Origin of the sequence: Mesorhizobium norvegicum, assembly GCF_004919685.1 — a bacterium.
GTDB classification, from domain to species: Bacteria; Pseudomonadota; Alphaproteobacteria; order Rhizobiales; family Rhizobiaceae; genus Mesorhizobium; species Mesorhizobium norvegicum.
Genome location: NZ_SMYZ01000059.1, coordinates 1 through 13,498 on the forward strand (window position 1 = coordinate 1; position 13,498 = coordinate 13,498).

The 13,498-nt window shown below is 62.9% G+C and carries 12 protein-coding genes; 9 read left to right on the plus strand and 3 right to left on the minus strand.

The window, feature by feature from the left end; genetic code table 11:
- Positions 1-169 precede the first annotated feature (169 nt).
- Together FCU66_RS24020 and phaC are read right to left on the minus strand one after the other, a co-directional pair.
- On the minus strand, positions 170-1,399 hold the full coding sequence (locus FCU66_RS24020; RefSeq protein ID WP_136619470.1) for a YcbK family protein: 1,230 nt from the start codon (positions 1,397-1,399) through the stop codon (positions 170-172).
- A gap of 215 nt (positions 1,400-1,614) precedes the next feature.
- On the minus strand, positions 1,615-3,450 hold the full coding sequence (gene phaC, locus FCU66_RS24025; RefSeq protein WP_136619471.1) for a class I poly(R)-hydroxyalkanoic acid synthase: 1,836 nt from the start codon (positions 3,448-3,450) through the stop codon (positions 1,615-1,617).
- Positions 3,451-3,548: 98 nt separating this feature from the next.
- Between phaC and FCU66_RS24030 the strand changes: the two genes are divergently transcribed.
- The 8 genes from FCU66_RS24030 to recJ all read left to right on the plus strand — a co-directional run bounded on the left by FCU66_RS24030 (position 3,549) and on the right by recJ (position 10,757).
- Complete coding sequence (locus FCU66_RS24030) at positions 3,549-3,935, plus strand: hypothetical protein (protein ID WP_136619472.1); 387 nt, start codon at positions 3,549-3,551, stop codon at positions 3,933-3,935.
- 44 nt (positions 3,936-3,979) lie between these two features.
- Positions 3,980-5,197, plus strand: a complete 1,218-nt coding sequence (locus FCU66_RS24035; protein ID WP_136619473.1) for an LL-diaminopimelate aminotransferase — start codon at positions 3,980-3,982, stop codon at positions 5,195-5,197.
- Between the two features lie 46 nt (positions 5,198-5,243).
- The gene (locus FCU66_RS24040) at positions 5,244-6,557 is read left to right on the plus strand and encodes a homoserine dehydrogenase (RefSeq protein WP_136619474.1); all 1,314 of its coding nucleotides are present in this window, start codon (positions 5,244-5,246) and stop codon (positions 6,555-6,557) included.
- A gap of 138 nt (positions 6,558-6,695) precedes the next feature.
- Entirely contained in the window at positions 6,696-7,052 is a 357-nt protein-coding gene (locus FCU66_RS24045; protein WP_136619475.1) for a hypothetical protein, read from the plus strand.
- A gap of 72 nt (positions 7,053-7,124) precedes the next feature.
- A complete protein-coding gene (locus tag FCU66_RS24050; RefSeq protein ID WP_109671537.1) occupies positions 7,125-7,292 on the plus strand; it encodes a Thivi_2564 family membrane protein in 168 nt (55 codons plus the stop codon).
- A gap of 204 nt (positions 7,293-7,496) precedes the next feature.
- Positions 7,497-8,480 (plus strand): class II fructose-bisphosphatase, encoded by a 984-nt coding sequence (gene glpX / locus FCU66_RS24055; protein ID WP_136619476.1) that lies wholly within the window; start codon positions 7,497-7,499, stop codon positions 8,478-8,480.
- A gap of 92 nt (positions 8,481-8,572) precedes the next feature.
- On the plus strand, positions 8,573-8,797 hold the full coding sequence (locus FCU66_RS24060) for a DUF6434 domain-containing protein (RefSeq protein ID WP_136619477.1): 225 nt from the start codon (positions 8,573-8,575) through the stop codon (positions 8,795-8,797).
- A gap of 175 nt (positions 8,798-8,972) precedes the next feature.
- Positions 8,973-10,757, plus strand: coding sequence for a single-stranded-DNA-specific exonuclease RecJ (gene recJ / locus FCU66_RS24065; RefSeq protein WP_136619478.1), 1,785 nt, complete (start codon positions 8,973-8,975; stop codon positions 10,755-10,757).
- 53 nt (positions 10,758-10,810) lie between these two features.
- Here recJ and FCU66_RS24070 read toward each other — a convergent pair whose 3' ends face one another.
- A complete protein-coding gene (locus tag FCU66_RS24070) occupies positions 10,811-11,782 on the minus strand; it encodes a GlxA family transcriptional regulator (protein WP_136619479.1) in 972 nt (323 codons plus the stop codon).
- A 196-nt stretch (positions 11,783-11,978) separates the two neighbouring features.
- Between FCU66_RS24070 and FCU66_RS24075 the strand changes: the two genes are divergently transcribed.
- The gene (locus FCU66_RS24075; RefSeq protein ID WP_206077150.1) at positions 11,979-13,439 is read left to right on the plus strand and encodes an MFS transporter; all 1,461 of its coding nucleotides are present in this window, start codon (positions 11,979-11,981) and stop codon (positions 13,437-13,439) included.
- Positions 13,440-13,498: the final 59 nt, after the last annotated feature.

Sequence of the window (13,498 nt, forward strand, 5' to 3'; positions counted from 1 at the left end):
CGGCATGGATCCTCGGGTCTCCGCGACGGAGCTTCGCTCCTGCTCCGCCCGTGGATGACGAAGTTGGGGGAGGCTTCGGCTAATCTCGAAAGTTTGGAATTCTCTACTGGAGCGACATTGCCGGAACGGCCTTGACCCTTAACAGGCTCCGACCCGTCAAATCACGCCGCTAGCCGTCGTCACCGCCGCTGCGCCGGCGGCAACGCCAGTTCCAGTCGCGCTCGGGGCCGACATCGACGTGCACGGATTCGGTGTGGCAGTAAGTGCCGACGCCGCCACGGCCGGGCATGCTCCTGATGTAGCTTGCCAGCTCCCATTTCGAAACGCCGGGGACCTGGATGTCGGCGGCGGCGCAATACATATGCAGCGAATTCTTGGCGCCGTTGGCGCGGCGGTTGCGGGCCGGGTCGCGATAGCCTGACGTCACCGTCATCTTGCGGCCGTAGTGGCCTTCGATCGTCTTCAGCACGCGCACCAGCGACGGCTTCAGGCAGGCCACATCGACGCTCTCGTTCTGCTTGAGCAGCCCGTTGGGCGCCAGCCGGGCCATGCCGGCGGCGGACGCAACCTGATAGGAGCCGCCGACTGGCCCCTCGTCCTCGTTGAGATCGACGTCGCTTTCGTCATCGAGGCCGGACTTGCGCTTGATTTCGAACAAGGCTGTCTGGCGCACGCCGGGCAGAGCATCGCTACCAGTGATGTGGCCGCCGGTATCGCCGCCGAGCGAAGCCAGCTGCACCGGCTTTGCCGTTGAATTGGCCGAGGCAAGCGTGATGATCGGCTTTGCCGCTGGCTGCTCGCCGGACCGGGCGTTGTTGATGAGGGGGGCTGGCGTCGCCGAGGCCGGCGTGGCGCCAAACATCGAGGCCAGGAAACCTTTTTTCTTTGGTGCTTCGACCTGCGGCATCTCGCCAGCCGTCACATAGACCGGGTTGTTCATGGCAGGCGCGGCTGTCGGCTTCGGCGCGTTCACGCCGGCATCGGCGGCGGCAATCTGTTGGGCAACCCCGTCGTTCTGCTGCGCTGTCTGGGCCGGCTGCTGCAAGGACTGCGGCGTTTGTCCGACAATCGTTTCGGCGCCCGCCGGCGTGGTCAGCGGAAAGGCGGCTTGGGGATTGGCAATCGGTACATAGGCGACTTTCTCAGGTAACGCCGTATCGCTTGCCGTCATCACGGTCGTCTGCTCGGTCGTGACCTCAGACGAATCGGCGGCGACGGTCGCCTTGCCGCTCGAGGCCGCGCTTATGTCCGATGCGGTGGCATTGTAGCCGGGCATTCCGACCGACATTGTCGGGTCGCCAGCCGAGGTGCAGGAGGCCAGAAGCAAGGAACAGAGCGCTGCCACAATGGCGCGGCGTTCTCCCTTTGCGAGGCTCCATCCTGCTGATTTCAAAGTCAAATTCCCCCTCGATGTCCGGTCGGCATATCTTGGCGCGGCACGGATACGTCGCTACCAAGGTGACCTTTGTCTCCGATCCGGAAACGAGACCTGTGTCAAATCCGCAAGCCTGGAAGTATTTTTGCAGTGATTGCCAAATTACGGCTGCTTGATGGTTGACGACACCATTTCGCCCGCTTTTACCGGCCCGTCAACTCACCAGACATTACAGTCCGTTACACACGCACCTTCACATAGGTACCGGGAGCATCTCCCAAGGTTTTCATATGCTTGCCGGGTTTGCGGGCCGGCACGCGGGTATTGTCCTTGGCCTCTATCCAGCTCTGCCAGTGCGGCCACCAAGACCCCGGATGGTCGGTGGCCTTGGCCACCCATTGGCCGAAGTCGCCCGTCGGCGTTCCCCCGGTCCAGTACTGGTATTTGTTGGATGCCGGCGGGTTTACGACACCTGCGATGTGGCCCGATCCCGCCATCACGTACTCGACCTTGCCGCCGAAATATTTCGAGCCGAGGAACACCGAAAGCGCCGGCGCGATGTGATCTTCCTTGGAGGCGAGGTTGTAGACCGGGATGGTGATGTCGCCGAGCGAGACCGTGTGGCCCGCCAGCTCCATCATGCCTCGCGAGAGGTTGTTCTCGAGATAGCAATTGCGCAGGTAGAAAGAGTGATTGGCCGCGCCCATGCGGGTCGAATCGGCGTTCCAGTAGAGCAGGTCGAAGGGCAGGGGGTCCTTGCCGCGCATGTAGTTGTTGACGACATAGGGCCAGATCAGGTCGCCCGAGCGCAGCATGTTGAAGGCGGTCGCCATCTTGGTGCCGTCGAGATAGCCCTTTTCGCTCATCGACTTTTCCACCGCGGCGACCTGCTCCTCGTCGACGAACACTTTCAGGTCGCCGGCATAGGTGAAGTCGACCTGCGTGGTGAAGAAGGTCGCCGACTTGATGCGGTCGTCGCCCTCGCGCGCCATCAGCGCCAGCGCCGCCGCCAAGAGCGTGCCGCCGACGCAATAGCCGATGGCGTTGATGTCGCGTTCGCCGGTGGCCTTCTCGACCGTGTCGAGGCCATATTGCAGGCCCTCGCGGATATAGGCCTCCCAACCCTTGGCGCCGTGGCGCTCGTCCGGATTGATCCAGGAGATGACGAACACGGTGTGGCCCTGTTCGATCGCCCAGCGGATGAAGGATTTCTGCGGATTCAGGTCGAGGATATAGAACTTGTTGATCCATGGCGGGCAGATCAGCAGCGGCCGCTTGAGCACCGTCTCGGTCGCCGGGTCATACTGGATGATCTCGGCGACATCGCTGCGCCCAACCACCTTGCCGGGGGTGGTGGCGATGTTCCTGCCGATCTCGAAGGGTGAATAGTCGGCCTGACGCAGCTTCAGGTCGCCCTTGCCGGCGGCGATGTCCTCAGCCAGCATCTTCATGCCGCGCACCAGGTTCTCGCCGTTCGAGGCAACGGTTTCGCGAAACAGTTCCGGATTGGTCAGGATGAAATTCGACGGCGAGATGGCGTTGGACACCTGCTTGACGTAGAAGCCGGCCTTGTGGCGGGTGTGCTCGTCCAGACCTTCGGCGTGCTCGACCAGATCGGCCGCCCAGCGCGAGGTGACGAGATAGGCCTGCTTGAGAAAATCGAAGAAGGCGTTGCGGCCCCATTCGGGATCGAGGAAGCGCTTGTCGCCGCGCTCCGGCTTGACCGCGTCTTCGGTTTCTTCCGCGGCGTTGCTGGTGCGCTGAATGGCGTTGGCCCAGACCGTCATGTAGCCGGAGAACAGCCGCGTCTGCGCTTCCAGCGCGCGCTGCGGGTCGGAAAGCCAGTATTCGCTGAGCTTGGAAAAGGTCTTCACCATGTCGACAACCGGCTCGGCAACGTGATCGCGCACGTCGCCTTTTTCGCGCGGTTCGGCCCAAGCGGAAGCCGCCTTGCCGGCCTGCTCGATCATGCGCGCCATGTTCAGGGCGAAGCGTTCCGGGTCCTTCACCAGATATTGCTCGACGGTCGAAGGCTCGTCATCTTCCGCTTTGCCCGAATCGGGTGTTTTGGACATGGTTGGCGGGGTTCCTCCCGAGGCCTTTTCTTGACATATTAACATGGGACATCCGACCGGGTCCAATCTCGCTCTACCTCGGCTGCCAAGGAAACAATATGACGATTAATATTGGCGAGACTGTTTTTTTCAGTGCCGGACGTTTTTGCCGCATCGGCGCGGCGATCGTCCTCTTGGGGATTGCCGGGTGCTCGAGCACCAACGGCCCGACGTCCGTCGCGGCGGGCACAGGGCCGAAGGATACCGGCACCTTTCCGAACCTCAACATCAAGCCGCAAGTGGCGGCGCCGCAGTTCACCGAAGCCGAGAAGAACGCCAAGCTTGCGCAATTGAAGGCGGACGAGAATGCGCAGGCGGCCAAAGGCGGCGGTCCAAAGGTCGCCAACCAGGCGGCGCTGACGGATCTCGCCAAGAAGCATGGCGACGAAACGCTGAAGCAGATCGAAGCCAAATGCGACCCCGCCCTCGACCCTACCTGCAAATAAGTATATAGCGCGCGCCCAATACCCCTTTGCTGTCTGGAACTGCCATGGAAGAATTTCACAAGGTCCGCCGGCTTCCGCCTTACGTCTTCGAGCAGGTCAACCGGCTCAAGGCCAGCGCCCGTTCGCGCGGCGCCGACATCATCGACCTCGGCATGGGCAATCCGGACCTGCCGACGCCCAAGGCCATCGTCGACAAGCTGTGCGAGGTCGTGCGCGATCCGCGCACGCACCGCTATTCCTCGTCGCGCGGCATTCCGGGCCTGCGCCGTGCCCAGGCCAGCTACTATGCCCGCCGCTTCGGCGTGAAGCTCAATCCCGATACGCAGGTGGTGGCCACGCTTGGTTCGAAGGAAGGCTTCGCCAACATGGCGCAGGCAATCACGGCGCCTGGCGACGTGATCCTGTGCCCGAACCCGACCTATCCGATCCATGCTTTCGGCTTCATCATGTCGGGCGGCGTCATCCGCTCGTTGCAGGTGGAGCCGGACGATGGCTTCATCCCGGCGCTCGAGCGCGGTGTCAAGCATTCGATCCCGAAGCCGCTGGCGCTGATCCTCAACTATCCGTCGAACCCGACGGCGCTGGTCGCCTCGCTCGATTTCTACAAGGACGTGGTCGCCTTCGCCAAGAAGAACGACATCATCATCCTGTCCGACCTTGCCTATTCGGAGATCTATTTCGACGGCAATCCGCCGCCCTCGGTGCTGCAGGTGCCGGGCGCGATCGACGTCTGTGTCGAATTCACCTCGATGTCGAAGACGTTCTCAATGCCGGGCTGGCGTATGGGCTTTGCCGTCGGCAACGAGCGGCTGATCTCGGCGCTGACCAGGGTGAAATCCTATCTCGACTACGGCGCCTTTACGCCGATCCAGGTGGCGGCGGCACACGCGCTCAATGGCGACGGTGCCGACATTGCCGAGGTCCGCGACATCTACCACAAGCGCCGCGACGTGATGGTCGATGCCTTCGGCCGCGCCGGCTGGACCATTCCGGCACCGGCGGCGTCGATGTTTGCCTGGGCGCCGATCCCGGAGCCGTTCCGGCATCTCGGCTCGCTCGAATTCTCCAAGCTGCTCATCGAACATGCCGACGTGGCGGTGGCGCCCGGTGTCGGCTTCGGCGAACATGGCGACGATCACGTGCGCATTGCGCTGGTCGAGAACGAACACCGGATCCGCCAGGCGGCGCGCAACATCAAGCGCTTCCTGTCGACCAGCGCCAAACAACCCAACAATGTGGTGCCGCTTTCCGCTCACCGGTAAGCTTGCCGCACATCATTTCGATCTGACTTGAGGGACGTTGCCTTCTATGGCTGAAGCATTGCGTGTTGGAATTGCCGGCCTCGGCACGGTTGGCGCGTCGGTGGCGCGCGTGCTGCGCGACAAGGCGGCGGAACTGACCCGCCAGTGCGGGCGTGACGTCATCGTCACCGCCGTCTCGGCGCGCGACCAGAAGCGTGATCGCGGCGTCGATGTGAGCTCGGCAAAGTGGTTCGACGATCCGGTCAAGATGGCCCAGACCGCCGAAATCGACGTGTTCGTCGAACTGATCGGCGGCGACGAAGGGCCGGCGCGCTCATCGGTGAAGGCGGCGCTCGAAGCCGGCCGTCACGTCGTCACCGCCAACAAGGCGCTGCTCGCCAAGCATGGCGTGGCGCTGGCCGAGATCGCCGAGAAGAAGGGCGTGCTGCTCAATTACGAGGCGGCTGTGGCGGGCGGCATTCCAGTCATCAAGACGATGCGCGAGGCGATGGCCGGCAATTCGGTCACGCGTGTGTTCGGCATCCTCAACGGCACCTGCAACTATATCCTGACCCGCATGGAGGCCGAGGGCATCTCGTTCGACGCCTGCCTGAAGGATGCGCAGCGGCTGGGCTATGCCGAGGCTGACCCGACCTTCGACATCGAGGGCCACGACACCGCGCACAAGCTGTCGATCCTGACCAGCCTTGCCTTCGGCACCAGGATCGCCGCCAACGATATCTACATGGAAGGCATTTCCAACATCACCCAGGCCGACATCCGCGCGGCCGGCGATCTTGGCTACCGGATCAAGCTGCTTGGTGTCGCCCAGCGCACCGAGAGCGGCATCGAGCAGCGTGTGCATCCGACCATGGTGCCGACCGCCTCGGTCATCGCGCAGGTGCACGGCGTCACCAATGCGGTGGCGATCGAGACCGACATTCTGGGCGAGCTGCTGCTGTCCGGCCCCGGTGCGGGCGGCAATGCCACCGCCTCGGCCGTCATCGGCGATATCGCCGACATCGCCAAGAGCCGGCCCGGCTTCCAGCACGGTCCGGTCTTCGGCCGGCCGGCAAAGGAGCTGAAACCTTACAAGAAGGCACAGATGCGCAGCCATGCCGGCGGCTACTTCATCCGGCTGACCGTGCATGACCGCATAGGCGTGTTCGCGGCAATCGCCAAGCGCATGGCCGACAATGACATTTCGCTGGAATCGATCGTCCAGCACGCGGTCAACGGCGAGGCGGCGGCACAGAAGACAGTGATCCTCGTCACCCACGAGACGACCGAAGCCGCCGTGCGCAAGGCCGTCGACGGCATCACCAAGGACGGCCATCTGACCGACAAGCCCCAGGTCATCCGCATCGAGCGGGCAGGGTAGTTTTCTCACCCGATAGCCCGCGTGGGACAAGAATCCCGCAGGCATTGAGGTCCGGCCTGGCGGCGAACAGCCGCTTCCGGCCGGAACGAATTCGCGCCGCCGCCGTTCTCTTGGTCAGCAACCAGAGGGAGCCGCTTCATGGCCGACACCAACAAATCCGACACGCCACACATCGACGATATCCAGAAGACGCTGGAAAAGCAGATTGCCGAACTGCGCAAGGAGATCACCAAGATCAACAAGAGCATTTCGGCGCGGGGCGCGGAAATGCTCGATGACGCCGGCGAACAGGCTTCCGATTTCTACGACACGGCCGCGGCCCGCGCGTCGCGAACCGCGCAGCAGCTGCGCAGCCAGGCCCATGCTGTTTCGGAAGTCGCGCGCGAAAATCCCGGTACGACGACAGCCGTGGTCGGCGTGATCGGCCTGCTCGGCTTTCTGGCCGGCTTCGCCATTGGCCAGTCGATGAACGATACGTCGCGCCGTTGGTATTGACCGCGGCGCGATAGGGCCGGTTTCTCCGGCCCATTTCCGTGTTTTCAGCACATCATCTTTAAGGAGGGCACTATGGCTTCATCCGCGTTGATCAGCATCCTGATCACATTCCTCGTCATCATCCTCGTTCTCTATCTGGTTCAGCGCCTGCCGCTCGATGCGCGGATGAGGCAGATCGCCCAGATCATCGTGATCATCATCGGCATCATTTCGCTGCTCAAATATCTTGCGGTTTTCTAGGCCGCAAAAGGCATCGATCTTCAATTTCTCATGCCGGCTCGGTTCCTTTCGACCGGGCCGACGTCGTTTCAAGATGCGGTTTAATCGATTGATATTGCTGACTATTCGATAAAATTTTCGGCGGGTCTTGCCGTTGTCATGCTCGCCTGACAAAACAAGCCCGCCTCCGGCGGGAGGCCGCATTGCCAACGAGGAAATCACCAGATGAATGTGGCCCAGAACATCGTCGCCGGTCTTGACCGGATACTCACCATGGAACTGGTGCGCGTCACCGAACGGGCCGCCGTCGCCGCCGCCAGGCTGCGTGGGCGCGGCGACGAAAAGGCGGCCGACCAGGTCGCCGTGGATGCCATGCGCCAGGAGCTCAACCGGTTAGCCATCAAGGGCACGGTGGTGATCGGCGAGGGCGAGAGGGACGAAGCGCCGATGCTCTATATCGGCGAGGAAGTCGGCTCGGGCAAAGGTCCGGCCGTCGATATCGCGCTCGATCCGCTCGAAGGCACGACGATCTGCGCCAAGAACCTGCCCAATGCGCTCGCCGTCATCGCGATCGCCGAGAAGGGCAGCCTGCTGTTCGCGCCCGATGTCTACATGGACAAGATCGCCATCGGTCCGGGCTATGCAGACGGCGTCATCGACATCGATGCCTCGCCGGCCGAGAACATCGCCAGTCTCGCCCGGGCCAAAGGCGTTGCTATATCGGACATCACCACCTGCATTCTCGACCGACCACGTCATGCCAAGCTGATCGATGCCGTACGCGCCACGGGTGCTGCGATACGGCTGATCGGCGACGGCGATGTCGCCGGCGTCATCCACACCACGGACCCGGAAGAAACCGGCATCGACATCTATCTCGGCACTGGCGGCGCACCCGAGGGCGTGCTGGCCGCCGCCGCGCTGCGTTGCACCGGCGGCCAGATGCAGGGCCGGCTGATCCTCGACACGCCGGAAAAGGTCGCACGCGCGGCAAAGATGGGTATTTCCAATCCGAAGCGGGTCTATCGGACGGAGGACATGGCGCGCGGCGATGTGCTGTTCGCGGCCACCGGTGTCACCGACGGCAATATGCTGGCTGGCGTCAAGTTCGGCCGCAATTACATCACCACCCACACGATCGTGCTGCGCTCGTCGTCGCGGACGGTGCGCGAGATCAAGGCCAGGCATCAGGACCTGGATAAGTTCTAGGTCACTGTTGTTGGCTCGGGTGCTTGCGGACCGGCATCGCAGTTGTTAGCCCTGTGGCTGTATCGGATGATGCTGGCCGCAGGGATTTGACGATGAAACCGTTCGACTGGCACGCGGATCCGATTTCGCGCGCCACCGCCATCACGAAGTCCTATCGCAACACCCAGAACGTGCGCCGCTTTCTCACCCGGGAATGCGGCGATGCGTTCAGGTTCGACCGATCGTTCATGGCCTGGCTCAAGGACGGTGCGGACAAGACGATGGGCGATGCGGCCGACGAATGGCTTCGGCGCCAGGCTGAAAAGCGGAAAGCGTAGTTTTCTTGACATCATCCGCGACGGCGCACACCCGTGAACCGCTTGGCTTTGCCTGCCTTTGGCCTAAAGCGCGTCGCGTTCACGCGAAGCGCTTTAGGTTGTTGTGTCCCAAAACCGCTGCACACTTTTGGGCGACATGCATTATCGTGCGGCCAATCATGAGTTGGCAAAGCGTATGACCGGCGAAAAACGCCTCTTCCTCGATGTCAGGCAGTCGGCTACCGGGGTCTCCTGGGAGCACCGGCTGACCGAGCGGCAGGACATGATCGCGCTCGCCATCGCGCAGGGCCATGGCGTGCCCGATGTCGTCGCGCGGGTGCTTGCCGGTCGTGGCGTCACCGCCGAGCAGACGGAGCGGTTTCTCGACCCGACGATCCGCGATCTTCTGCCGGATCCGGCATCGCTGACCGACATGGACAGGGCGGCGGCTCGCATCGCCGCCGCGGTGATGGCCAGGGAAAAGGTGGCGATTTTCGGCGACTATGATGTCGACGGCGCCGCCTCGTCGGCCTTGCTGAAGCGGTTCCTTGCGCATTTCTCGGTGCCGTCGGAAATCTACATCCCGGATCGCATTTTCGAGGGCTATGGTCCCAATCCGGATGCCATGCGCGAGCTTGTTTCGCGTGGCGCGACACTGATCGTCACTGTCGATTGCGGCACCAACAGTGCCGTTTCCATCGATGCCGCCAACGAGGCCGGGGCCGATGTCGTCGTGCTCGACCACCACCAGGTCGGCGGTGCGTTGCCGGCGGCGATTGCTGTCGTCAATCCCAATCGCGACGACGACCTTTCCGGGCAGGGCCATCTCTGTGCCGCCGGCGTGGTCTTCCTCGCCCTTGTGCAGACGGCCAAGATCCTGCGCGGCCGCATGGCCGATGCCTCACCGCCGGACCTGCTTTCGCTGCTTGATATCGTAGCGCTGGCCACCGTCTGTGACGTGGTGCCGCTGACCGGCGTCAACCGCGCCTTCGTGGTCAAGGGGCTGCAGATGGCGCGCCAGCAGAAGAATGAAGGGCTGGCGGCACTGGCACGGGTGTCGCGCATCGGCGAGCCGATCAGCACTTTCCATCTGGCCTATCTGATCGGCCCGCGCATCAATGCCGGCGGGCGCATCGGCGATGCCGCACTTGGCAGCCGGCTGCTTGCCACCGACGACCCGGTCGAGGCGCGCACCATTGCCGAGACGCTCGACCGGCTCAACCAGGAACGGCAGCTGATGGAGCAGGAGATGCTCGCGGCAGCGCGCGCCGAGGCCGATGCCGAGCTTGCCGGCGGCAATGGCCCGGCCATCGTCGTCACCGCCAGCAACAACTGGCATCCGGGCATTGTCGGCCTGCTCGCCTCACGGCTGAAGGACCATGCGCGGCGGCCGGCCTTCGCCATTGCCTTCAACGGCACCGGCACCGGCACCGGCTCGGGCCGTTCGGTGTCCGGCTTCGATCTCGGCCGGCTGGTGCGCGAGGCGGCCGATGCCGGGCTGATCGTCAAGGGCGGCGGCCACGGCATGGCGGCGGGCATCACCGTAGAGCGGGCGAAGCTTGGCGAGCTCAGGGCGTTTTTCGAAGAGCGGGCGGCGGCCGATGTGTTCCGGCTGCAAGGCGAGGAAAGCCTGGCGATCGACGGCGCGCTTGCCGCCGAGGGCGCGACGCTCGGTCTTCTCGACGCGCTGGAAAAGGCCGGACCCTTCGGTGCCGGGCATGCAGCACCCGTTTTCGCGCTGCCGCGTCACCGGCTGGCAGACGCCAGGCCGGTCGGCACCAACCACATCCGCGTCGAGCTGCAATCGGAAAGCGGTGGCCGCATCCAGGCGATCGCCTTTCGCGCCGTCGATACCGCGCTTGGCGAATTCCTGTTCAAGAACCGGGGCAAGACAATCCACGTCGCCGGTTCGCTGTCGGGCAATTACTGGAACGGCAACCGCACGGTGCAGTTTCGCATTGTCGATGCGGCGCGCGCGTAAGGTTGTTGTGTGACCGAACCGTAGCTTGCGCGGCAAAGTTCGCCTTGGGCGATCTATGATCGTATCTGCTTTCGAAATTCGCCCGGCGCCATTCCGGTCGTCTTGGAAAAAGTGCGACTGAACGAAGCGACATCCTGGTAGCCCACCCGATAGCAGATCTCCGAGATGCTTAGCTTCGTTCCCTCAAGCAGCGACCTTGCCAATTCAAGCCGTCTTTCCTGGATCCATCTTCCCGGCGTGGTCTTGAGATCACTGGCAAATCTGCGAGACAGCGTTCTCGGAGACATGCCAAGTCCCGCCGCGAGAAAGCTCAAATCGATTTCCCGTATCTTGTTTTCCGCGAGTTCACGCAGTTTGTACTCCAGAGGATTGGTCTCTTTCGGCAGTTCTTCGAGAGGAAATTCGTAGGGGCTCTGAAATTTACGCGAAGGCGGAAGAACCAAAAGCTTTCGGACGATCCGCTCCTCCTTCGAGAAGCCCAGATCGATCAGCAGAGCCTTGGCGAGTTCCAGTCCTGAAAATCCGCCGCCGCAGGTGTATAGGCGACCGTCGCGAACAAGCATGCGCGATGAGTCCCATTGAACCTGCGGAAATCGGCTGCTTACGTGGGACTTCAGCCACCAGGATATCGTCGCACGCTTGCCGTCCAGCAGGCCCGTATCGGCGAGCAGATAACATGCACCGCAGTGTGCCGCGATGATTGCATCCTGTTGTCGTGCGAGCGCGATCAGCGGTTTCGAGTACTCACTCTCCTGGTCAAGCGAGCGCAGAAGTTCGGGAATCTCGACACCCGGCATCGCGATGAGGATCAACACATCCATCTTTCGGGACGGTTGCGTCTTCGCGGGGAAGGAAATTCCGGCCGTCGAAATTGCAGGCGGCGCCCGGGAGACGAACTCACACGAAAGAACCTGTGAACCGCAGACGTCATTCACGAGCTGGAACATTTCGACCAGCGTCGAGACAACCGCCGAATAGAAATCGGACGGCAGCCAGATCACCACGTGGATAGACTTGACAGCCATTCGAGGCACTCCCGGTGTCGTTATCGTTGGATGGCAAGTTTAGCACAATCTTTGTCAAAAATGCCAATTCCGAAACAGGCGCTGCGCCTCCAGGGTGGCCGCATGCGGGTCTCGCTGACGAAAGAGCGGGCTGCGGAATCCATAGTTGGGAAAGATCCAAATGCAGAAATCGCCAAATCAAACCGATACGGACGCGTTGAGTAAATTGGACTCAAACGGCGTCACGCGACCGCCGCGCTGGTCTGGGCTCAGGCTCGCGCTGCTGGCATTCGCGCAGTTCATCATCGCGATCGACTACAACATCGTCTATGTCGCGCTGCCGGATATCGGCCGGGATGTCGGCTTTACGCCGCAGTCGCTGCAATGGGTGGTAAGCGCCTACGCCGTGGCCTTTGGCGGTTTTCTATTGCTCGGCGGTCGGGCGGCCGACCGGCTCGGCCCGCGGCGCATGTTCATCCTGGCGCTCGTGCTTTATGGCGTCTCGTCCTTTGCAGGCGGATTTGCACCTGACGCGCTCACGCTGGTGATCGCTCGGGCCGTTCAGGGCCTGGGTGGGGCGCTTCTGTTTCCCGCAACGCTGGCGCTGATCAACACGAGCTTCGCGGAAGGTGCCGAACGCAATCGGGCGCTGGCGGTCTGGGGCGCCACGGGGAGTGGCGGCCTTGCAGCCGGTGCGATCATCGGAGGCGTCCTCACCAATGGCTGGGGTTGGCAAGCGGTCTTCTTCTTCACCGTTCCATTGGCTTTGGGCGCCGCTCTTATCGCGGCGCCGGCTCTACTGGCGCCGCCCGATCCGGTGGGTAGAGGCCAGAGGCGGAGTTTTGATCTGCCGGGTGCGCTGGTTGTCACGGCAGCGGCGACATTGCTGGTGTTCGGTCTGGCCAGCGGGCCAGAGGTGGGCTGGAATGCGGTTCGCAGCTCCGGATCGCTTGTGATTGGCGTGCTGCTGCTCTGTGCGTTCATTCTCATCGAGAGGCGCGTGCGCGATCCGCTCGCGCCACTGCGGCTGTTTGCCAATCGCAGCCTCGTCACGGCCATGGGGGTGAGTTTCTTTCATCACATGGCGCTGAGTTCCGGTTACTACATCCTCACGACCTATTTTCAGAACCTGCTCGGCTACAACGCGCTGGCCGCCGGCCTGGCATTCGTTCCGCTCGGTGTGCTGGCAATGATCGGTGGCGGCAAGGGCGCCGCGCTGCTGCTCACCAAATGGGGGACTCGCGCCACGATGTTCGCCGGCATGCTCGTCTATGGGATCGGGCTGGTGGCGATCGCTCTTGCCCTGTCGCCAGGCGGTTCGTATTGGGCCGTGCTGCCCGGGATCCTCATCTATGGTTTCGGTGGCGGCATCGCCTTTACGACGCTGTTCGTAGCCGCCGCTTCCGGAGTTGCCGCCAACGAACAGGGAGTCGCGTCGGCGCTAGGGTCGACCTCCTTGCAGATCGGCGCGGCCTTGGGCCTGGCCGCTGTTCTTGTCGTGGCCAATGTCGGTCTGGGTGGCGGGCCCGCTACCGCGTCTGATGTTGTCGATGGATTGCGCATGGCAGGATTGTTCGCCGCCGCCGCCGTTTTCCTCGGTGCGGTTCTGGCTCTGATGCTCAAGCAGAATCCTGGGATACCTCAGGATGCCGCCGCTTCTGCCGAAGCTGCCCGCTGATCTGTCCTCGGTCGCCGGGGCTTGAAGCGCGTCGAGTTCAGTCGACGCGCTTCAAGTTT